This is a genomic window from Lysinibacillus sp. RU7 (assembly GCF_057837305.1).
Map to the genome: position 1 here is coordinate 1 of NZ_JBYQFK010000015.1, position 21,992 is coordinate 21,992.

The window sequence follows — 21,992 nt, forward strand, 5'->3', positions numbered from 1 at the left end:
CTACGGGAAAAGCGAGACAATCAAGACCCCGCAGGAAATTTATTTGCGACGAAAGCGCAGCGACAGGAGCAGCGAAGCATGAGCGACGAGGAGGCTTGATCTCGCCCGTGGAAAGCGAGTGCCGCAGCGGAAAGCAACGGTTACTCAGATGGTAATATGTGTTTATAGATTTACTCGTTATAAGTTTAAAATGAAGAAGGCAAACGACCACCTGTAATGGTCGTTTGCCTTTTTTCTATTGAATCATAATTTGTTTCACTTTAATTTGTGGTTTGTTAAAACGATATTCGAGGAGCCCTTCTATATAGACAAAAGCTTCTTCTTGTAACCTTTCTCGTACTTGTTGATATTCTTTCGGGAATAAGGTTAAAGAGATGCTACCAAATTCATCTTCTAACTGAACAAATGCCATTAACTCCCCTTTTTTTGTACGTAATTGACGGACATCAATAATAACCCCAATACATTTTACATAACTATTTGGTGGCATCGTTCTCATTGTTTGCATCGTGACATTTACTTGCGGGCTCTGTTGACGAAGCTTTGCTACTGGATGTTCCGACAAATAAAAACCGAGTACTTCTTTTTCAAATTGTAACTTTAGCTTCTCTGACATCGGCTCCACTTGTACGTATTTTGGCTTCCCGAACGTAAGGAACAAATCAGAAAATAAGCTTTCCTCTTCATTCGGACGTACAAGCTCTGCCTGCTTGATGGCAGCTTCAATCGTTTCTAAAAGGACCGCACGATCACGTCCTAATTCATCAAGTGCCCCTGCTTTAATAAGCGGCTCGATTACTTTTCGATTAAATGTAGCCGCACTTAGCGATACGGCCAAATCAAATAAATCTTCAAATGGCTGCTGTCGCTCGTCTCGGACCGTGATGATCTTGTGTAAAAATGGCTGCGGAACTCCTTTAATGGCCGATAAACTAAATCTGATACATCCGTTTTCTACTTTAAAATGGCGGACTGATTTATGAATGGAAGGTGGTAGAATTTCAATCCCACGTTGCTTTGCTTCCGTTAAAATTTGTAATAGCTTTTCTTGATTCCCCGTGGCATTCGTTAGTAATGCCGCATAAAAATTGACCGGATAATTCGCCTTTAAATAAGCAAGTTGATATGAAATCATACTATAAGCTACGGCGTGACTTTTCGGGAATCCATAGTCAGCAAAGCGCACAATCAATGCATAAATATCTTCTGCCGTTTGGGCATCATAGCCTTGGCGAAGCGCTCCTTCTACAAAATGCGCCCGCTCTTTTTCAAGTACTTCCCGATTTTTCTTACTTACAGCACGACGGAGTAAATCCGCTTCCCCTATTGTAAATCCAGCAAACACATTCGCAATTCTCATAATTTGCTCTTGGTATACGATAACGCCATACGTTTCACGCAAAATAGGCTCTAATACTGGATGTGGCATTTCCACTCGTTCCATACGGTGCTTACGGCGCGCGTAAACGGAAATAAACTCCATTGGTCCTGGACGATACAAAGCATTTACGGCAACAATATCTAAAAAATGCGTTGGCTGTATTTCACGTAAAGCATTGCGCATCCCTTCTGATTCTAATTGGAAAATACCCGCTGTATCCCCTGTAGCAAGGAGTTGAAATGTTTTGGCATCATTCATTGGAAGTCGATTTAAGTCGAGTGTGATCTGATGGGTAAACTGAATAGAACGGCAAATTTGCTCTAAAATCGTTAAATTTCGCAACCCTAAAAAATCCATTTTTAACAGTCCACTTTTTTCAACCTCTTGCATTGGCCACTGCGTTAAATACACACCATCATGCCCTTCTTCAATCGGGATGACTTCTACAAGCGGCACAGGGCTTAACACAACACCCGCTGCATGAGTAGAAGCATTACGTGGTAACCCTTCTAAACTTTGCGCAGCAGCAAACCATTTGGCGCGAACCGGTTGCTGTCCAATCCACTCCCGCAACGCTTGCGATTCTTCATACGCTTGTGATAGTGTAATGCCTTGACGATTTGGAATCGATTTTGAAATCATTTCCAGTGCTTCATTATCAAAATGGAACATACGGGCCACATCTCGTGCAACGGCTTTAGCAGATAACGTACCAAATGTAATAATTTGCGCGACATGCTGCTTCCCATATTTTTGTGCGACATACTGTATAACTTCTTGGCGACGTGTATCTACAAAATCAATATCAATATCAGGTAAAGACACACGTTCTGGATTTAAAAACCGCTCAAATAATAAGTCGTATACAAGTGGATCGACTTGTGTAATGTGCAATGCATAGGCGACTAAAGAACTGGCGGAAGAACCACGTCCTGGTCCTGTTAAAATATTAGCTTCCCTCGCAAAACGCATAAAGTCTTCAACAATTAAAAAATAATCCGCATATCCCATCGAGTTAATAATCGCTAGCTCATACTGCAAACGCTCTCTATACGCATTCGGAATATCATCCGTTTGCAATCGATACTTTAAACCTGCCATTGCATGCTTATATAATACTTGTTCGGCTGTTTCCCCTACATCAACCGGGAATTTTGGCATATACGTTTGATGAACGCTTACATCAACTTGGCAACTAAGTAACAGTGTACGGGTATTTTCCAACCACTCTTCCCGATCACTAAATAGCGCATAAAATTCATCGGCGGTTGGTAAAAATTGATGCTTTGATTTATTACCTTGTAATGAATCACCAAGTTTTACTCCTGTATCAATGGCCCTTGCTACTTCATAAGCAAAATGGTCCTCTCGATATAAAAATGTACTTTCGTGAAGTGCGATAATATGACAGCCGATGTTCTGCGCAAGTTGCTCTATTACCTGTTCTTCTGGCGCACGCTCATTTCTTCGTGCAACACCGATATATAGCTCATCATTAAATAATGCTTTTAAGTCTTGAATAAACGAACGGCTATCTTCTCGTAGCCAGCTACACTGCTCATTCATTGCTGGAATAACAGCCACACATCCATTTGCATATCCAGATAACCAACGCCACGGAAGCAGTCCATCTTCCCGAATCGCTACCGCACTACTCATTTTCAATAAACTTTTGTAACCTGTGTTATTTTTCGCATATAGCACGAGTGAACGTGACACGTCTTCTGTAAATTGTACGTGCACCGATAACCCAATGACTGCATGAATGCCTGCCTTTTGGATTGCAGACATAAAAGGCAAAAGCCCGTACAATTTAGAATGAACCATTGCACAAGCTTCCGCCTTTTGCTGTTGTAAAAAAGGGATGAGCGTTTCTAAACGAATCGTACTTTTTAATAAATCGGCACTTGTCCGTACTTGTGGATAAACGATTGGTCGCACTATTTCATCCCCTCCTCCTATTTATCGATAGTTACGACAAAGCTCTTTTAAATCTTCAATGACACGGTCTGCCTCTTCCCAAGAATAAACAGTCGCACCCGAAGCTAACGGGTGACCCCCACCTTTATATTTCTTCGCTAATTGATTAATAATTGGTCCTTTTGAGCGTAAACGTACTCGAATCGAATCTTGTTCTTCAATGAAGATGATCCACGCACAAATCCCTTTCACATTCCCTAAAGAGCCAACAAGCAGTGATGTTTCAGCAGGCGTGACATCAAATTCTTTTAAGACATCTTGTGTTACTTTAATATAAGCAGCACCATTTTCATCAATAATAAAGTTTTGATATAAGTAGCCTTGTAAATGTAATAGCTTGCGATCCATTTCATACATACCATCATAAACCGCATTACGATCGAAATTATACTGGATTAAGTGACCGGCTGTTTCAAATGTTTTTAATGTAGCACTCGGGAACAAGAAACGTCCTGTATCGCCAACGATGCCTGCAAATAACAGACGCGCCGCTTCATCCGAAAGCGTCCAATTTTTGTACGCTTTCCCTTCCTCATAAAGTTCATAAATCATTTCTGAACAAGAGCTAGCTGACGTATCTACCCATAGGAAATCACCATATTGGTCATCATTTGGATGATGGTCGATTTTCATAAGAAAGTCCCCATTTCTGTAACGCTCGTCATCAATACGCTCTGTATTGGCTGTATCCGTTACAATGACTAATGCCCCTGTATATACTTCATCTGCTACTTTTTCAGGTGTACGCATAAATGTTAAGGAATCATCATGTTCTCCGACTGTATATACTTTTTTAGTCGGATAATTGTGTTTGATTATTTCTGCTAGTCCAAATTGCGAGCCGTATGCATCAGGATCTGGACGTACGTGTCGATGTACAATAATGCAATCATATTTTTCAATTGTGTCAATGATTTGTCTTTTCAAAACTATTCCTCCTGTTATTTAGTGAATTCCGTTCGCATTTTTCTACCAAAATCGTTACAATAATATCAGCTTTGCTTTAAAAACGGGAGGTTCACCATGAATATACTAAATTCTTTATTCGTTGTGGGTATTATCGTATCTTTCGTTGCGTACTTCTATTATAAAACGAAACAATACCGTTCAACACTACCTATTCGAAAAAAATGGTATACAGCTAAAGCTGGTGTCGCATTAGGTGTATTTATGATCTTTTTGGGGCTAAATGTACCTATTATCTACACTACCTTGATTGGTTATGCTGTTGCTAGCATTTTTATCCTCATGGGCGCAGGACTAGCATTCAGTAACTATAAACGCGCACGTCACGAAGGAATGTACGTGGAAGAAGAATACGAATTAAATAAATAAAGCAAGGGGCGTGTATAGCACGCCCCTCTTTTGTTGTATCAACGTTCTAGTAATTGGAACATCATCATCGCTTTTCCGACAAGCACGGAGCCATTGAATACTTCGAAATCCATTTTTACGAATTTACGACTCATATCTAAAATACGAGGCTTCACCATTAATACGCTCTCCATTTGCACGGGCTTAATAAAGTAAACCGTCATATTTTCAGCAACAGCGTCACCGCGCTTACGACGCTTTAAAGCAAATGCTCCCACTTCTGATAGCAACGTTGTAAAAGCACCATATGAAAGAGAACCGAACTGATTTGTCATTTGCGGGGTTACCGTAAACTCTACAACTACGTCTTCTTCTCCCATCACTTTCATTTCATTCTTTACTAAATCATCAATCGTTTCGCCATGTTGCGGCTGGCGTTGTGCTGTTTGGATCGCCTTTAATACATCTTGACGACTAATAACCCCTTGCAACACTCCGTCTTCTCCTACTACAGGAATTAAATCAATCCCTTCCCAAATCATGCGGTGACCTGCCGATGCAACACTTGTTTTCATAGAGGCGGCAATCGGATTTTTCGTCATGACCTTTTCAAGTAACTCATCATCTTCCTTACCAAGTACGTCCTTTGTTGTAATCATCCCGACTAATTTATTTTGCGTGTTCACAACTGGGAAAGCACCGTGACCTGTTTGTGCATTTTTCTTACGGAAATGCATAATCGTTTGGTCATTTCGTAAAACAGCCGTATTTTCAATCGGAATGTAAATATCTTCGATTAATAAAATATCTTTTTTAATTAGTTGGTCATAAATAGCGCGGTTAATCATTGTAGCTACTGTAAACGTATCGTAACTTGTTGAAATAATCGGCAATTCCAACTCATCCGCGAGACGTTTATTTTCATCTGTCGTATCAAAACCGCCTGTAATGAGTACCGCGGCCCCTGCTGTTAATGCTTGCTCATGCGCTTGGGTACGATTGCCGACAATCAGTAAGCTGCCTGAATCTGTGTACCGCATCATATCTTCTAACTTCATGGCCCCGATTACAAACTTTGTTAACGTTTTATGTAAGCCATCTTTTCCACCTAACACTTGTCCATCGACAATGTTTACAATTTCCGCAAAAGTTAAACGTTCGATATTCTCTTTCTTTTTCTTTTCGATCCGAATTGTTCCAACACGCTCAATTGAACTTACGAGGCGACGATTTTCGGCTTCTTTAATCGCACGGTAAGCCGTTCCCTCACTCACTTGCATTTCCTTTGCAATTTGTCGTACTGAAATTTTATCTCCAACAGGTAATGATTCTATATATTGCAAGATTTTTTCATGTTTTGTTGACACATTATCACCTATTCCTCATCATTCATTCCTGCACATAGTGTAACATATTTCTACAATTTATTACGAAAAATAAAAGAAAGCGCTTTAATTCACTGAAAATTGTTACATAGCAACAACCTTATACCTACTAAGATGTTTGAATGAAATAAAAAGTGTAAACAGAGCCTAAATTGCGGCTTTGTTTACACTTAGTGAAATACTAACTAAACTTTACATATTCACCTGGTTTTAAAATTTGGACTTCCGCATCCTCTACTAAAGACGCAAAATAGTGTGGATCTACTTTAATATAATCGAACGTGTTGTAGTGAATCGGCACGACAATTTTCGGTTTAATTAATGATACAGCATATGCTGCATCATCAGGACCCATTGTAAAGTTATCGCCAATCGGAATTAATAACACATCAACTGGATGACGTTCAGCTAATAATTTTAAATCTGAAAATAGCGCTGTATCTCCCGTATGCCAAATATTGAGCCCCTCTGCCATAAACATAATTCCACCTGGCATGCCTGTATAAATAATGTCGTTATTTTCTGTTACATATGACGAACCGTGGAAAGCTTGTGTAAACTTCACTTTCCCAAAATCAAATTGACGGGAACCACCGATATGCATCGGATGCGCATTAACCCCTTGCCAACTAATGTAATTCGCCAATTCATTCGGTGCAACGACTAGTGCGCCACTTTGTTTGGCAATCGGAATCGTGTCACCGAAATGATCATTATGACCATGCGTTAAAAGAATCGCATCGGGCATTTGTTCCTCCACTTTTAAATCGCATAATGGGTTTCCATTAATAAACGGGTCGATTAAAATCGTTTTTCCTTCCGTTTCGATTTTAACAACCGAGTGACCATGGTATGAAATTTTCATAATCCTATCCTCTCCTTGAAACTTTCTCATCGTATTTATTTCGCTAATCGTGCAAGAAACCCTTTTTTTTGATATGCTTTTATAGCAATTAACACACAATTGCAAGGAGGTACTATTATGACAAAACTTGAATTATTACAAACTTATTTAAAAGAACAACAATTGGATGCTGCTTTTATTACAACACCAGATAATGTGTTTTATTTTTCTGGCTTTCATAGCAACCCACATGAGCGCTTACTAGGGGTTATGGTCTTCCAAGAGGCAGAGCCCTTTTTAATTTGTCCACAAATGGAAGTACCGGATGCGAAGGCTACGGGCTGGTCATTCGAAGTAGTAGGACATGTTGATACAGAAAATGCATGGGATGTTGTCGCAAAAACACTGGCTAAACGTCACGTAAAAATTTCAACAATGGCTATTGAAAAAACGCACTTAACAATCGAACGTTTAGAAGAATTAGTCGCACGCTATCCAGATGCTAAATTTGCACGATTAGATGATCAAATCAATGCGATGCGCGTCATTAAATCCGAAGAAGAGCTCGTAAAAATGCGCAAAGCTGCAGAACTAGCAGACTACGCCATTCAAGTAGGCTGTGATGCAATCGCTGAAGGTAAAACAGAGATGGATGTATTAAATGAAATCGAATCAGCGATTAAAGCAAAAGGCTATGCTATGAGCTTTGATACAATGGTTCTTGCTGGGGAGAAATCCGCATCACCACACGGAGTACCAGGAAACCGTAAAATCCAACGTGGCGATATGATTTTATTTGATTTAGGTGTTATATACGAAGGCTATTGCTCAGACATTACACGTACGGTCTCTTTTGGCGAAGTGAGTGAGGCACAACGCGCTATTTATAATACGGTCCGAAAAGCAAATGAAGACGCAATTGCTGCCGTCAAACCTGGTGTAACAGCCGCTACTTTAGATCAAATTGCACGTGACGTAATTACCGAAGCAGGTTACGGAGACTATTTTACGCATCGTTTAGGTCACGGTCTTGGTATCTCGGTACACGAATTCCCTTCGATTAACGGCGCAAACGATCTTGTGCTGACAGAAGGCATGGTTTTCACAATCGAACCTGGTGTATATAAATCAGATGTCACAGGTGTTCGTATTGAAGATGATGTCGTTGTGACAAAAGATGGCGTTGAAGTATTAACAACATTCACAAAAGAATTAGTCATTATCGAAGGATAAAAAAATCCCGCAGTTGTGAATGAACTGCGGGATTTTAGTTACCCCATTAATCGATTGACTACATCACTAGCTGGTGTATATGGAAGTCCTTGCGCATCGGCTATTGCTTTGTATACGAGTTCCCCATCGATTGTATTGAGTCCAAGCATTAAAGCTGGTTGATCTACACAAGCTTGTAAGTAGCCTTTATTAGCAATTTCAAGTGCATATGGAACCGTGTTATTTGTGAGTGCCATTGTCGATGTGCGTGGTACAGCTCCCGGCATATTCGCTACTGCATAATGGACAACGCCATGTTTTACATACACGGGATCATCATGTGTCGTGACACGGTCGCTCGTTTCAAAAATCCCCCCCTGGTCAATCGCAATATCAATCACGACCGAACCCGGTTGCATCGACTTCACCATATCTTCTGTCACTAATTTTGGTGCTTTTGCTCCAGGAATTAATACGGCACCGATCACTAAATCCGATGTACGTACACTTTCGGCAATGTTAAACGGATTTGACATTAATGTTTGTACATCACGACCAAATAAATCTTCTAACTGGCGCAGGCGCTCCGCACTTAAATCAATAATCGTTACATCCGCACCCATGCCAACCGCGATTTTAGCAGCATTTGCTCCGGCTATGCCACCACCAATCACCGTTACTTTTGCACGTGGTACACCAGAAACGCCACCAAGTAAAATCCCTTTTCCACCACCCAATTTTTCTAAATATTGTGCACCAATTTGCGTTGCCATCTTCCCCGCTACTTCGCTCATCGGTGTTAATAATGGTAGTGAACGATTCGGTAATTGTACCGTTTCATATGCAATCCCGATTACTTTATTTTTCAGTAATGCCTTCGTTAGTGCTGGCTCTGGTGCTAAGTGTAAATATGTGAATAAAATAAGCCCTTCCCGTAAGTACTTATACTCGCTTTCAATGGGCTCTTTTACTTTCATAACCATATCGACATCCCAAGCTTCGGCTACTGTATTCACAATAACAGCCCCTGCACGTACATAATCTTCGTCTGTAAACGAAGAACCTAGACCTGCCCCTGTTTCAATTAACACGGTATGCCCTACAGATGTGAGCGTCATTACCCCTGCTGGCGTCATTGCGACACGATATTCATTATTTTTTATTTCTTTTGGTATGCCAATTTTCATATAAAATCCTCCCTCGTTGAACGACAATCCTTTATCCCACTTTCAGTTCTATTGTATCATTTTTTACAATAAATACATGAAAATTACAACAGAATCTTTAAATATATTTTTTCTCTTTATATCACGTAGAACATACTTAAAAAACAAGATTATTACGTAAGCAAGAAAAAAGTGAGAATATTTTTTATTTTTTGTTGCGAGGTATTTTTTTCTATAAAACATTTGATATAATGAGGATATACACATAAAGGAGGAAATGGAAAATGGCAAATCATTATAAAAATATCGTAGTAGCAGTAGACGGCTCTAAAGAAGCTGAATACGCATTCCGTAAATCAATCGATGTAGCAAAACGTAACGTAGGCTGTACTTTAAACTTAGTAAACGTAATCGATACACGCTCATTCGCAGCAATCGAAGCATACGACCGTTCAATTGCAGAGCGTGCTCAACAGCATTCTGAAGAATTACTAAGCGGCTATAAAAAGCAAGCTGAAGAAGCAGGCGTTGACAGTGTAAAAGTAGTGATTGAATATGGTTCACCAAAAAATATCATTACGAAAGAGCTTTCTAAACTTGTAGATGCAGACTTAATCATCTGTGGCGCTACTGGTCTTAACGCTGTGGAACGTTTCTTAATCGGTTCTGTATCGGAAGCAATCGTTCGTTCAGCAAAATGTGACGTACTAGTGATTCGTACACCAGAGTGATTTCCATTCATTCCAATTGAAAACACTTAAAAAAGGTTGCCGACTTTGGCAACCTTTTTCTGCTCTACACATCATAAAAAAACCGCCCTCCTGAGAAAGCGGTCACTTCATCCATTATTTATTTTCCTTCCATAGCTGTACTTTTTCAAAGAACATCGCTAGTGCTTGTTTATTCACCATATTTGGTACTTTCGCTAATAACACTTCCCTAGGTGCCTTTATGTCTGCACGTTGCTTTTGTAAAATTAAAATACTCTTCTCGTGTGCTTTACTCGAGAACATCGTTTCCGGTAATTGAATAACCGCTTGAATCCATGCATGTTTTTTAATGTATTTGTGTAAGTGTTTAGCTTGTTCCGATTCAAATAATGCTGCTGGAATGAAGAAAAACAAATAGCCGCCTTCTTTCGTATGCTTAAGCGATTGCTCAATAAAGAGATGATGCGAGTAGCTCATTCCTTCTTCCGCACACAGTTCATAATCAAGGGCCACTTCCTCATTTGGATAATAGCCTACCGGTAAATCACACACAACCGCGTCAACAGGGTCAACAAGTAGTGATTCCAATGCATCCTGTCGATATAATGAAATCGGTTGCTCCGTTAAATCGGCGGTAGCCGCCGCCAAGCGAATAAGTAGTTCATCTACTTCTACGCCTGTCGCTTCCACTTTACCATCCAATGCATTCATTAAAGTGAACATTAAATTTCCTGTCCCTAGCGCTAAATCAGCAACCGAAATCGATCCTTCTGCCAACTCTTTTTCATAAAATTGCTCAACAAAATAGCTTACTAGTAAGCCTAATGTATCAGGAGTCATCTGATGATTTGGCTGCGTATTTTTTCGCATGCCTTTTAAAATAGCAATCTGGATCGCTTTACGCATATCTTCTTTCGTTGCACCTGCTACTTCCCATTTAAATGCACCATCTAATGTCCCTTCAAGCATCGCAAGCACACCGTCTAAATACGTCATGTCTTGCTGCTCAAATTTCTCCGCTTGCTCGTTTATAATATTAAAAATTTGTTCGAACTTTTCCACGTAAAAACTTCCTTTCGAAATGAAAGAACCCACCCGAATGAGTGAGTTCGTCATGGTTCTTTGTTCACTTTACTACAAAAATGAAAAAAAGAATATTATTTCGTTAGCTCTTTTACAGCTGCAACGGCTGCCTCGTAGTTTGGATGATTTGTTGCTTCTGATACGTACTCTACATATGTTACTTGATCATTAGCATCTACTACGAATACAGCGCGAGTTAATAAGCGAAGGGATTCGATTAAAACGCCATACGCTTCACCAAATGAGCCTGCACGGTGATCAGAAACTGTTACGACATTTTCGATACCCGCTGCACCACACCAGCGTTTTTGTGCGAATGGCAAGTCCATAGATACTGTGTAAATAACTACATTGTCACCAAGCTCTGCAGCTGCTTCATTGAATTTACGTGTTTGTGCATCACATACACCCGTATCAAGTGAAGGCACTACGCTAAATAGACGGATTTTCCCTGCTGAATCCTTTAATGTTACTTCTGATAAATCGTTAGCTAATACTTTGAAATCTGGCGCAGTGTCGCCTACTTTCACTTCGTTACCAATTAATGTTACTGGGTTATTTTTGAATGTTGTTTGTACCAATTTAAAACGCCTCCTTAGTTATGTATTTAATCTTACTAGAATCGCCTTCCTTCATGCAACTGCCAAAGCTTCTAAAAAAACGAAAAACCACCTACGGATAGGCAGTTTTCCAAAGTTACATAGAAGTTGTGGATACCGTATCGAGCTCCATTACCTCTTGTTTGAACACTTTTTTCTGAGAAAATACTTCTTCATGTACAACGACCGTATCTGCTGCAAAATCATGAATCGCTTTATGTTGCGGTGTAAAAATAACGAGTAAATACGGTACTTTTAAAAACGTATTACTAATAAAGCGCCCGATACATTCTCGAAAAATAACCGTCATCCAATCGAGCTTCTCACCATTGTCCTTTTTCACACGCAAACCAAAAATCATTTTACCGATTGTTTGGCTCCACCACTTTGTTAAAAGTACAAAATATGCATAATATACAATCGCTGAAATAATAGAGATTGGGGCATACCAGACAGAGTCATTAAAGCTCCAATCCATTAAATAAAAGATTGGATTAATGACAATCCCGATTACTGCCGAAATGACAAGCAAATCGATGATAAACGCCCAAAAGCGCATCCAAAACCCTGCTGCTTTTTGCTCATAACTCTCTATTTCTCGAACGATAGGCTCGTTAGGAATGACCGTTGTTTCTTGCTTTTCAAGCATCCAAAATCACTCCTTTCTTAATAATCACCGTATAAATACATCATGCGCGGTGAATTGCTCGTCGATAAAATCTTTTTCAATAATTGCTCTTCTTGAGATGGTCCAAAGAATGAGCTTACCTTTACACCTAATAAGCTTCCAAGGCTATCATTTGTTGTCGTATACTCAAATAACTCTGCCTCTTCTAAACCATAATCTGTTCGAAGCATCGCAATCGTATCATCTAGCTTCCCAATTTCATCTACTAAGCCTGCTCGCTTCGCCTGTGTACCACCTAAAATACGTCCGTCCGCTACTTTCTTTACGTCCGCTTCTGTCATGCCACGTCCTTGTTCAACAACATCCACAAAATCTTCATACGATTCATCAATAATCTCTTGAAGCATTGCTAACTCTTCTGCTGTTGAAGCACGCGAGCCACCGAACATATCTTTATGTGCACCGGATTTAATCGTTTCAAATTCAATCCCTACTTTTTCTGCAAGCTTTTCATAATTAAACGCTTGCATAATGACACCGATTGAGCCTGTAATTGTTTCTTTTTGGGCAAAAATTTTATCTGCTGGTGCGGAAATGTAATAGCCCCCTGAAGCGGCATATGTACCCATTGATACGTAAATTGGAATTTGTCGTTCTTCTTTAATTTGCACTAACTTTTCATAAATTTCAGCTGATTCGATGACGCCTCCACCTGGTGAGTTAACAGATAATACAATCCCTTTCACTGTCTCATCATTTAAAATGGATTCTAATTGATTCATAAACCCTTGATGGTCATACTCCACTTCTTCCCACCATGAACCCGAACCAACATCTAAAATCGTTCCTTCTACTTCTAATAATGCAATACGGTTTTCTGTATCACCAATTTCAATCGGCATTTCATACGCTACCGTATCCACCGCTTCAAACGTACTTTCAAAGCTAGAGAAAAAATCTGCCTTAAATAAAGCCATAATGGAATTTAACCCTAGGGAAAAGAATAGTAAAACTGCTGCTGCAATAAGCGCAATCCACCTTTTTGTATTCATTTAATCGCCTCCTAGTAAAGTGTATACGAATTAATTCAATAAATGTTTCGTAATTTTAAAATGTTATTTTTAGGAATAGTAACAGAACACAAATCTGCCACAATAATGCTAACTTTTTTAAAGATTGCCCGAAATGAAAAAGTTGCTTTGAGAAAATTTTTCTTCTCAAAGCAACTTTCCACAGAAACAGTTTAACTATGTTGTTTCGCAAACTCTGCATTGCGCAGTTCTACACGACGAATTTTCCCTGAAACTGTTTTTGGCAGTGCATCCACAAATTCGATTTTACGTGGATACTTATATGGTGCTGTTAAGTCTTTTACATGCTCTTGCAGTTCTCGAATAATCGTTGGACTGTTTTTCAGCTCTGGATCACGTAATACAACAAATGCTTTTACAATCGCACCACGGATTTCATCCGGACTTGCTACGACTGCACATTCCTGCACAGCTGGGTGTTTTACAAGTGCATCCTCTACTTCAAATGGCCCTATCGTGTAACCAGATGAAATGATGATATCATCACCACGGCCTTCAAACCAGAAGTAGCCATCTTCATCTTTTTGTGCACGGTCCCCTGTAATATACCAATCTCCGCGGAATTGCATACTTGTACGCTCAGGATCTCTTAAATACCCACGGAATAATGCAGGCGTTGATTTATGAACAGCAATGTTTCCAACCTCACCTGATGGTAATACATTCCCTTCGTCATCAATAATATCTACCATATTTCCTGGTGTTGGTTTCCCCATCGAACCTGGACGTGGTTCCATCCCTTTCAATGTACCAACAAGTAATGTATTTTCCGTTTGCCCATATCCATCACGCACTTGCAAGTTAAACTCACGTAAAAACGTATTGATGACTTCACGATTTAACGGTTCACCAGCTGATACAGCACTATGTAATGCCGCTAAATTATATTGTGCTAAATTTTCTACTTTTGCCATTAAACGATACTCTGTTGGTGTACAACAAAGTACGTTCACTTTATGTTGTTGTAATAACTCTAAATATGTGGCAGCATCAAATTTCCCTTTATATACGAATGCGGTTGCCCCACTACCTAACGACGCTAAAAACGGACTCCAAATCCATTTTTGCCATCCCGGTGCTGCGGTTGCCCATACAATATCACCATTCTCCACGCCTAACCAGCTTTTTGCTGTTGTACGGAGATGTGCATATCCCCATGCATGTGTATGGACTGCACTTTTTGGATTACCTGTTGTTCCACTTGTATAGGCTAAAAACGCTACATCCTCTGCCTTCGTTTGTACTCCTTCAAACGTAGTTGCTTGTCCTTTTGCCTCATCAAATAGTCGTGTCCAAGGTTCGTTTGCATCCCCAACAACATATAATTGTAAATTATGTAAATGCTCTACCTCATCAAATTCATCTACATACGTCTCATACGCAACAACCGCTTTTGCCTGTGCATGTATAATACGATAATCAATATCTTTTGCACGAAGCAATTCTGAACTTGGAATAATCGTAAGACCCGCTTTTAATGCACCTATATATGTGACATATGCTTCAAGCGAACGTGGTAACATCACGAGTAACACATCGCCTTTTTGTAATCCGTTATTTTTAAAAACGTTCGCGACTTGATTGGCCTTTTGAATGAGCTCTACATAGGTAACTTCCTCAATGGCATCATTATCATGATGAATGAGCAACGCTGTTTTCTGTTCTGTGGCGTGCTTTTCAATTTCATCTACAATGTTATACAATTCCGGTGCTAATAGATCTTCTCGCTTCATATTCGATCTCCCCCTTGTTCTGCATGTTACAATTTATATTATATCGCTATATACTTCATTCTTCAAAAAAATCCAACATTTTGAAAGGTAAATTTTTTTATAATATCTCTAAATGAGCAAAAATTCATCCTAAAAATACCATTTAAATAGTGAAAGGTTTATATCATAGCCTCCGCGCTTTGCCACAGCCTACACAGGAGCTAAAACAGGCGCGGCCTGTTTGGATCTCCTGTTACGGCTCCTGTGGCTAGGGCGCACTACGGCAAAAGTGAATACTTCTCGATATGCTAGAAAAATATTTCTTTTATCTATATAGAAGACATTTGTTTTTTAGAGTCAGAAAGAGTATTTGAAATAGGTGAGGTGAATGCGCTACCTTCGTTAAATTAGCCTACTTTTTTAACTCTAAATTTTAAAAACCGACTATATAAAAGAAATCATTTTCTTTCTATTTGCAGTGTAATTACCCAGCCTCTACCGTCATGCATGAGAATCTTTCTTTATTTTTAGCCAGGTGTGTTGATTAACAAAATATTCCCTTTATAGAAGCGCGTTTTTTAGCAAAACGTGATCAAAAATGACTTGCTAGTTGATTGCAGCGGAATCGGCGAGACTCCTACGGGAATAGCATGAGCTGAAGACCCCGCAGGAGCGAGGTACGAGCGACGAGGAGGCTGAAGCCATGTCCGTGGAAAGCGAGCCGAATGGAGCGGAAATCAACGGTTACTCAACTGGTAATATATGTTTATAAATTTGCTCATTATGAGTAATATCTTTTTCTACGGTACATACTAAAAGGAAAAAGACATCTCGTTAACACGAGATGCCTTTCCCCTTTGTTATTTTATTGACCTTTTAATTGTTGCTCAGCCATTTGGACAAGACGTTTTGTAATCTCGCCACCAACTGAACCGTTTGCACGTGCAGAAGCGTCTGCTCCTAATTGTACGCCAAACTCTTGTGCAATTTCATATTTCATTTGGTCTAATGCTTGTTGCGCACCTGGTACGCTAAGTTTGTTTGAACTACGATTGTTGTTTGTCATCGTGTTTCACCTCCTTGTGCAATTAGAATGCTCAGGAAGATATTTTTCATACACATTTTTTTAGAGGTAAATTATTCTTCAAAAAGGAATTATAGAAAGTCAGCAAATTGGTCTTCTTGACGCTTCTGTTCAGGTAACATGTGTACTTCACGATTACGTACTGCACGCTCAATATACTCATCAAATTCCGTAAAGCTTTCGTAGTGCATTACCTTTTCTAATTTCGGCTTTGTTTTCGGACTTGCTGGTGTAAAAATTGTACAGCAATCTTCATACGGTTGAATGGATGTCTCATACGTACCGATTCGTTCTGCAATATCAATAATATCTAATTTATCGTTAGCGATTAACGGACGTAAAATGGGCGTTGATGTCACATCATTAATAGCTGTTAAGCTTTCTAATGTTTGCGATGCTACTTGTCCTAACGATTCACCTGTCACAATCGCTAATGCCCCAATCTCTTCTCGCACTTTGTCCGCAATACGTAACATCATACGACGTGTTGTTGTCATCGTTACATTTTCAGGTACACGTTCTTTAATTAAAACTTGCAACTCTGTAAACGGAATAATGTGTAAACGAATTTTTGCGCCAAATTTCGTTAATTCATTTGCTAAATCTTTTACTTTTTGCAATGAATGTTGACTTGTATAAGGTGGGCTATAAAAATGAATCGCTTCTAACCGAACGCCGCGCTTCATCATTAAATAACCAGCTACAGGACTATCGATGCCACCAGATAACATCAGCAATGACTTACCATTTGAACCAACAGGCATACCACCTGCACCTGGAATCACTTGTGCCATCATATACACTGCATCTAGACGTACTTCAATACGTAGCTCTACATCCGGCTTTTTCACGTTGACCGATAAGTTTTGATAATTACGAAGAACCGTACCGCCAATTTCACGTTGAATCCCATGTGAATCTAGTGGGAAATTTTTATCTGTCCGGCGCACTTCTACTTTAAATGTAATCTCTTCCTCTTTGTAAAGTTCCATAATTTGAATGGCTAAAGCTTTCATTTGCTCCATATCTTTGTCACAGGAAGCAACCGGACTAAATGACTGAATACCGAACACTTCTGGCAGACGTTGCATTAATACATTCATTTTTCCTTCATTTTCGATTTCAATGAACATACGATCACGCTCAGCACGAATTTTTAATGGCATGATATCATGAAATGAATAACGAATATTTTCGCGTAGGCGATTAATAAAATCGTTTTTGTTACGCCCTTTCGTTGAAAGCTCACCATAACGAATTAAAATTTCTTTCCAAATCATTTGACTAAATCTCCTTTTAATTGCTTCATCACTTTAGCAAATGCTTGTTTAAATGCGGTGATATCAGCCTCTGTTGTTTGCATACCAAAACTAATCCGTAATACACCTTTTTTGAACGCTGGATCGATATTAAGTGCTTCTACAACATGACTTGTTTTCGTTTGCTTAGATGAACAAGCACTCGATGTAGAGACAATCACACCTTGTTTTTGCAATGCATTAATTAAAATTTCCCCTTTTAATCCACGTACGCTAAATGATGTGATATAAGGGGCACTTTGCTTCGTTGACAATAAATAAATGTCATGATCAAAGCCTTTTAGGAATGTGTAAATGTCTTGCTGCCATGCGGCATATTTTTGATATGTGTTGTCCATACTTTCCACTGCTAAGCGCGCTGCTTTCGCAAAAGCTACTGCTTGTGGAACAGCTACTGTACCACTACGAAGTCCAAATTCTTGACCACCGCCTACGATATAAGGAGCTATTTTAAACGATTTACGTAAAGCAATAACACCTGACCCTTTCAGCGCATGAATTTTATGACCTGAAATGGATACAATATCTGGACCCGCTTCTCCGTTAAATGCTACTGGCAATTTCCCAAAGCTTTGTACTGCATCAACATGAAACATAGCACGACTGTTTTCGTGAATAATGGTTGCTGCTTGTTCAATTGGTTGAATCGCACCCATCTCGTTATTTACGTGCATAATGCTTACTAAAATGGTATCTTTCCGTACTTTCTCACGCAGTTCATTTAACGAAATCACACCATTTGCATCTACACGTAAATAATCTACTTCAAATCCTTCTTCTTCCAAGCGTTTTACCGCTTCTAATACAGAAGGATGTTCTATTTGAGTTGTGATAATATGCTTTCCTTTATGCATGCTTACACGAGCAATGCCGAAAATCGCCATATTATTCGCTTCCGTCCCCCCTGCTGTAAAGATAATTTCTTTAGCTTCGGTATTTAAAAGCTGTGCCACTTGTTCTCTGGCACGCATTAACAACGTATTTGCTGTGACACCGGCTTCATGAATAGAGGCAGGATTTGCATAATACTGCTCATTCACTTGCACAAATGTCTTTAATATATCTGGATGCGGCTTTGTTGTTGCGCTATTATCTAAGTAAATCATACTGCTCGCCTTTCTTTATATAGCATTTATTCGAAACGTATCTCTCAAAGTTGCTTATAACTTTCCTATGTTCCAAACAAAACCACCTACACAAAATGTGCGGTGGTTTTTTGCAACGTATTTTATTATAACGCTAATCATTCAAGGATGTAACCTTTATGTTTATGATTTTAAAGCCATTTCTTCCTGCATCAGCTCTTGAACCCTTTTAAGGGCACCTGGTTCTGCGGATTCAACGGCGGCAGCTGCATCTTCAAGCGCCTTTATATAACGGCATTGATGAAATGCGTCTTCAGCTTCTCGTAATTGCATATGCATTTGCGGGTTGGACGCACGATAACGATTGCCATACTGAATAATCCGTTCGATGTACATGACATTTTCAATCATTTCTTCCGCTTTGGCCCTTACTTCCTCAATACATCTTTTCGCATTATTTAAGTTGCTGTTAATTTGCTCCATATTAAGCGGTGTTTCTTGTAAGCTTTGCATCACAATAAACAACTGTTCTTCCGCTTCTTCTAGGCGCACATCCATTTCTTCTGGAATACCAGGTATATTTGCCTTTCCTAGCATGCGTTCTGTTTCTTGCAGTAATTTACTTAATGCTTCAAGCTGTGTACGTGCCGTATTTTCATCAACACGTAAGTTTTTCAAACGGAGGGAGAAGTTTTCTTGCTCCTCATTCACACGTGCAAGCTCTTCGCTAATCTCTTCTAACTCTTCTTTTAAGCTAGAATAAGCAGATTTTTCTTCTGTTACACGCATAGCTAACAGTTCATAACGTCTATGTAACACTTCTAATTGCTTTAAGCAATTACGCGGAGTTTCTGCATCTTTTTCAGGCAAACGATAGCTATGTTGTACATATGTTGCCTCATCACTCACTTCACGTGTTATAACCATTAAATTTTGCAATGTATCGCGAAGTGGCGAGCAATGATGATCGACATATTTCTTCGCGATGACTTCTTTTTCAAGTAAGTCATAAAAATGATCAATTTCTCCATTTATTTCATCAATACGTGGCTTCACTTTTCCAATATCTAAATCCGCGATCATTTTCTTTAACTCTTCTAATTCCTTTTCAACACGATCTAAATATTCGGTCAGTTCTAAATGACGTAAATAATAATTTTGTTCTTCCATCTCTTGTTGACCCATCCGTAATTCGTGAATGGCCGTTGGAATTTTCGTTTGAACTTCGGATAATAGCGACGGGATATCGCTGAGCAATTCAAAAATCTCTTGCGCCTCTGTATTAAGTAAAAGGACAATTTCACGTGCTTGCAAGTAATTCCCTTCCGCTGTTAAAATGTCGAACTCGTCAAATTTAGGACTAAATTGCTCTAAACGCTTTTCCAACTGTTCAAGTGCGGAACCAAATGAATGTTGGTGGGCTAAAACTGTTTTACGAGCGGAGCGATGATATTCTTTCAACTGCTCCATTTCAATTCGATTTTTTTCTTCACTACCGATTAACTCTTCCAATTCAGCTAAAATTTTAAGACGTGTTTTTTCGCATTCTGCAATTTTCTCTTCAATTGCTTTTTCAATTTCAGTTGCTTTTTTAAATTTGAATCGATCTATGTATTCCTCTGCATCAAACAATAAAGCGTCAATTTTTATAACATGGACATCTGTTACTTCTACCCATGCATTGCGCCAGTTTTCAAAGAGTTCCTCTGTTTGACCGTTCATATTTAATACTTTTACTTTTGTCAACTCTTCGTAAATTGGATAATGCTGAACTTCCAGCTTTTCCTTCTCTAGCCGTGCTATAATCACATTATGTTTTCGTCTATAAAATAGACCTACTGCTAATAATGCTAATAGTACGACTGCAACAATGATGATATACTTTATCATTGTAAGCCCCCTATTCCAAAAATATCTGAATTGGCTAATGTATCTATAATAATACCATGTTTTTAGTTTTTTTGTTTTAAATAATTACAAAGTTAAGTAGGCTAATTCAACAGGAGGTATCACATATGAAAAAAGATGGACATATTCATACACCTTTTTGTCCACATGGCTCACCTGATTTATTTGAACATTATATTGAAAAAGCGATTCAGCATCAGTTTACCGAGATTACCTTTACAGAGCATGCGCCTCTTCCATCATCTTTTAATGACCCAACACCAGATCAAAACAGTGGGATGGACGCGAATCATCTTCAGAGCTATTTATCGCAACTAAATGACTTAAAATCACATTATAAAAACAAGATACATATTAATATCGGATTAGAAGTGGATTATATTAGAGGATACGAAAAAGAAACAACGGCCTTTCTGAATAAAATCGGTCCACAATTAGATGATGCTATTCTTTCTGTCCATTTTCTACAATATGAAAATGAATATTGCTGTATTGACTTCTCGGATGAAGTGTATTTACAATTTGCTGAAAAAGTCGGTGGCATCCAGCAACTGTATGGTTTATACTACGAAACCGTTCGGGCATCCATTACGGCGGATTTAGGTCCATATAAGCCAAAACGAATTGGTCATCCAACATTAATTCATAAATTTCAGCATGCACACCAGCAACAAATCGATGATGATGCACAAGTGAAAGCAATTTTTCATCTTATGAAAGAATCCAATTACGAACTCGATTTGAATAGTGCGGGGCTAAGCAAACCGTTATGTCGTGAACCTTACCCACCTTATCATTTAATCGAATACGCGAAGGAAATTAACCTTCGTTACGTTTTTGGTTCAGATGCACATACCGTCAAAGATTTGCATCAGCACTATGATATAATTTTTAAAGATTAATACAATGGAGGATTTTATGTTTACAACAATTAATTACGAAGGCTCAATTCAAGCACAATACAATACATTAGCCAAACAACTCGATGCACTCTTAACAGGTGAATGTGATCAAATTGCTAATTTAAGCAATGCATCTGCTTTGTTAAACGTATTCTTATCAGATATTAACTGGATTGGCTTTTATCTCATGAAAGAGGATGAACTAGTACTCGGACCATTCCAAGGGTTACCTGCATGTGTACGTATCCCTGTAGGTCGCGGTGTATGCGGTACAGCTGTTGCACAAAAAGAAACAGTTATTGTTGCAGATGTGCATGCATTCCCTGGTCATATTGCCTGTGATGCAGCATCTAATTCAGAAATCGTTATTCCATTAATAAAAGAAAATGAAGTCATCGGTGTACTAGATATCGATAGCCCACTTAAAAACCGCTTCTCGAAAGAAGACCAAGTAGGGCTAGAACAATTTGTCGATGTTTTAATGAAGCATATTTAGCGGAGATCATTATATTATAAAAAATATCCATACCTTTTTTCGCAAAAAAACACCAGCATGTTATTTCTAACATCCTGGTGTTTTGCTTTGTAT

At 39.0% G+C, this 21,992-nt stretch carries 19 protein-coding genes; 5 read left to right on the forward strand and 14 right to left on the reverse strand.

Annotation, left to right across the window (positions count from 1 at the left end):
- Nucleotides 1-235 precede the first annotated feature (235 nt).
- Together dnaE and AC3II9_RS12055 are read right to left on the reverse strand one after the other, a co-directional pair.
- Nucleotides 236-3,322: a DNA polymerase III subunit alpha gene (gene dnaE / locus AC3II9_RS12050; RefSeq protein ID WP_489155749.1), complete on the reverse strand. Its 3,087-nt coding sequence runs from the start codon at nucleotides 3,320-3,322 to the stop codon at nucleotides 236-238.
- Nucleotides 3,323-3,343: 21 nt separating this feature from the next.
- Nucleotides 3,344-4,288 (reverse strand): DHH family phosphoesterase, encoded by a 945-nt coding sequence (locus AC3II9_RS12055; protein ID WP_489155750.1) that lies wholly within the window; start codon nucleotides 4,286-4,288, stop codon nucleotides 3,344-3,346.
- A gap of 96 nt (nucleotides 4,289-4,384) precedes the next feature.
- On the opposite strand from AC3II9_RS12055, the gene AC3II9_RS12060 reads away from it, so the two are divergent.
- Nucleotides 4,385-4,696 carry a YtpI family protein gene (locus tag AC3II9_RS12060; RefSeq protein WP_489155752.1) on the forward strand — a complete coding sequence of 104 codons (312 nt, stop codon included), beginning with the start codon at nucleotides 4,385-4,387 and terminating at the stop codon, nucleotides 4,694-4,696.
- Nucleotides 4,697-4,734: 38 nt separating this feature from the next.
- On the opposite strand, the gene AC3II9_RS12065 is transcribed toward AC3II9_RS12060, so the two are convergent.
- Together AC3II9_RS12065 and AC3II9_RS12070 are read right to left on the reverse strand one after the other, a co-directional pair.
- The gene (locus AC3II9_RS12065; protein WP_391368820.1) at nucleotides 4,735-6,042 is read right to left on the reverse strand and encodes a DRTGG domain-containing protein; all 1,308 of its coding nucleotides are present in this window, start codon (nucleotides 6,040-6,042) and stop codon (nucleotides 4,735-4,737) included.
- Between the two features lie 199 nt (nucleotides 6,043-6,241).
- Complete coding sequence (locus AC3II9_RS12070; protein WP_489155753.1) at nucleotides 6,242-6,925, reverse strand: metal-dependent hydrolase; 684 nt, start codon at nucleotides 6,923-6,925, stop codon at nucleotides 6,242-6,244.
- A gap of 117 nt (nucleotides 6,926-7,042) precedes the next feature.
- Between AC3II9_RS12070 and AC3II9_RS12075 the strand changes: the two genes are divergently transcribed.
- Nucleotides 7,043-8,137, forward strand: coding sequence for a M24 family metallopeptidase (locus tag AC3II9_RS12075; protein WP_489155755.1), 1,095 nt, complete (start codon nucleotides 7,043-7,045; stop codon nucleotides 8,135-8,137).
- A 38-nt stretch (nucleotides 8,138-8,175) separates the two neighbouring features.
- Here AC3II9_RS12075 and ald read toward each other — a convergent pair whose 3' ends face one another.
- On the reverse strand, nucleotides 8,176-9,303 hold the full coding sequence (gene ald, locus AC3II9_RS12080) for an alanine dehydrogenase (protein ID WP_489155756.1): 1,128 nt from the start codon (nucleotides 9,301-9,303) through the stop codon (nucleotides 8,176-8,178).
- A 263-nt stretch (nucleotides 9,304-9,566) separates the two neighbouring features.
- On the opposite strand from ald, the gene AC3II9_RS12085 reads away from it, so the two are divergent.
- Nucleotides 9,567-10,013 (forward strand): universal stress protein, encoded by a 447-nt coding sequence (locus AC3II9_RS12085; RefSeq protein ID WP_489155758.1) that lies wholly within the window; start codon nucleotides 9,567-9,569, stop codon nucleotides 10,011-10,013.
- A gap of 114 nt (nucleotides 10,014-10,127) precedes the next feature.
- On the opposite strand, the gene AC3II9_RS12090 is transcribed toward AC3II9_RS12085, so the two are convergent.
- From AC3II9_RS12090 to ezrA, 9 genes are all read right to left on the reverse strand, one after another.
- Nucleotides 10,128-11,054, reverse strand: coding sequence for a class I SAM-dependent methyltransferase (locus AC3II9_RS12090; RefSeq protein WP_489155760.1), 927 nt, complete (start codon nucleotides 11,052-11,054; stop codon nucleotides 10,128-10,130).
- A gap of 95 nt (nucleotides 11,055-11,149) precedes the next feature.
- On the reverse strand, nucleotides 11,150-11,656 hold the full coding sequence (gene tpx, locus AC3II9_RS12095) for a thiol peroxidase (RefSeq protein ID WP_489155762.1): 507 nt from the start codon (nucleotides 11,654-11,656) through the stop codon (nucleotides 11,150-11,152).
- 115 nt (nucleotides 11,657-11,771) lie between these two features.
- The gene (locus tag AC3II9_RS12100) at nucleotides 11,772-12,323 is read right to left on the reverse strand and encodes an RDD family protein (protein WP_489155764.1); all 552 of its coding nucleotides are present in this window, start codon (nucleotides 12,321-12,323) and stop codon (nucleotides 11,772-11,774) included.
- Between the two features lie 17 nt (nucleotides 12,324-12,340).
- Nucleotides 12,341-13,354 carry a signal peptide peptidase SppA gene (gene sppA, locus AC3II9_RS12105; protein ID WP_489155766.1) on the reverse strand — a complete coding sequence of 338 codons (1,014 nt, stop codon included), beginning with the start codon at nucleotides 13,352-13,354 and terminating at the stop codon, nucleotides 12,341-12,343.
- 191 nt (nucleotides 13,355-13,545) lie between these two features.
- Nucleotides 13,546-15,126: an acyl-CoA synthetase MbcS gene (gene mbcS, locus AC3II9_RS12110; RefSeq protein WP_489155767.1), complete on the reverse strand. Its 1,581-nt coding sequence runs from the start codon at nucleotides 15,124-15,126 to the stop codon at nucleotides 13,546-13,548.
- Between the two features lie 844 nt (nucleotides 15,127-15,970).
- Nucleotides 15,971-16,171, reverse strand: coding sequence for an alpha/beta-type small acid-soluble spore protein (locus AC3II9_RS12115; protein WP_391368783.1), 201 nt, complete (start codon nucleotides 16,169-16,171; stop codon nucleotides 15,971-15,973).
- An 89-nt stretch (nucleotides 16,172-16,260) separates the two neighbouring features.
- Nucleotides 16,261-17,469 carry a tRNA uracil 4-sulfurtransferase ThiI gene (thiI, locus tag AC3II9_RS12120; RefSeq protein ID WP_489155769.1) on the reverse strand — a complete coding sequence of 403 codons (1,209 nt, stop codon included), beginning with the start codon at nucleotides 17,467-17,469 and terminating at the stop codon, nucleotides 16,261-16,263.
- Nucleotides 17,466-18,614, reverse strand: coding sequence for a cysteine desulfurase family protein (locus AC3II9_RS12125; RefSeq protein WP_489155771.1), 1,149 nt, complete (start codon nucleotides 18,612-18,614; stop codon nucleotides 17,466-17,468). Before AC3II9_RS12125 ends, thiI begins: the two co-directional genes overlap by 4 nt.
- A gap of 162 nt (nucleotides 18,615-18,776) precedes the next feature.
- Nucleotides 18,777-20,483 carry a septation ring formation regulator EzrA gene (gene ezrA / locus AC3II9_RS12130; RefSeq protein ID WP_489155773.1) on the reverse strand — a complete coding sequence of 569 codons (1,707 nt, stop codon included), beginning with the start codon at nucleotides 20,481-20,483 and terminating at the stop codon, nucleotides 18,777-18,779.
- A gap of 125 nt (nucleotides 20,484-20,608) precedes the next feature.
- Between ezrA and hisJ the strand changes: the two genes are divergently transcribed.
- Together hisJ and AC3II9_RS12140 are read left to right on the forward strand one after the other, a co-directional pair.
- Entirely contained in the window at nucleotides 20,609-21,403 is a 795-nt protein-coding gene (gene hisJ, locus AC3II9_RS12135; protein ID WP_489155775.1) for a histidinol-phosphatase HisJ, read from the forward strand.
- Nucleotides 21,404-21,419: 16 nt separating this feature from the next.
- Nucleotides 21,420-21,899 carry a GAF domain-containing protein gene (locus AC3II9_RS12140; RefSeq protein ID WP_489155777.1) on the forward strand — a complete coding sequence of 160 codons (480 nt, stop codon included), beginning with the start codon at nucleotides 21,420-21,422 and terminating at the stop codon, nucleotides 21,897-21,899.
- The last annotated feature ends 93 nt before the right edge of the window (nucleotides 21,900-21,992 follow it).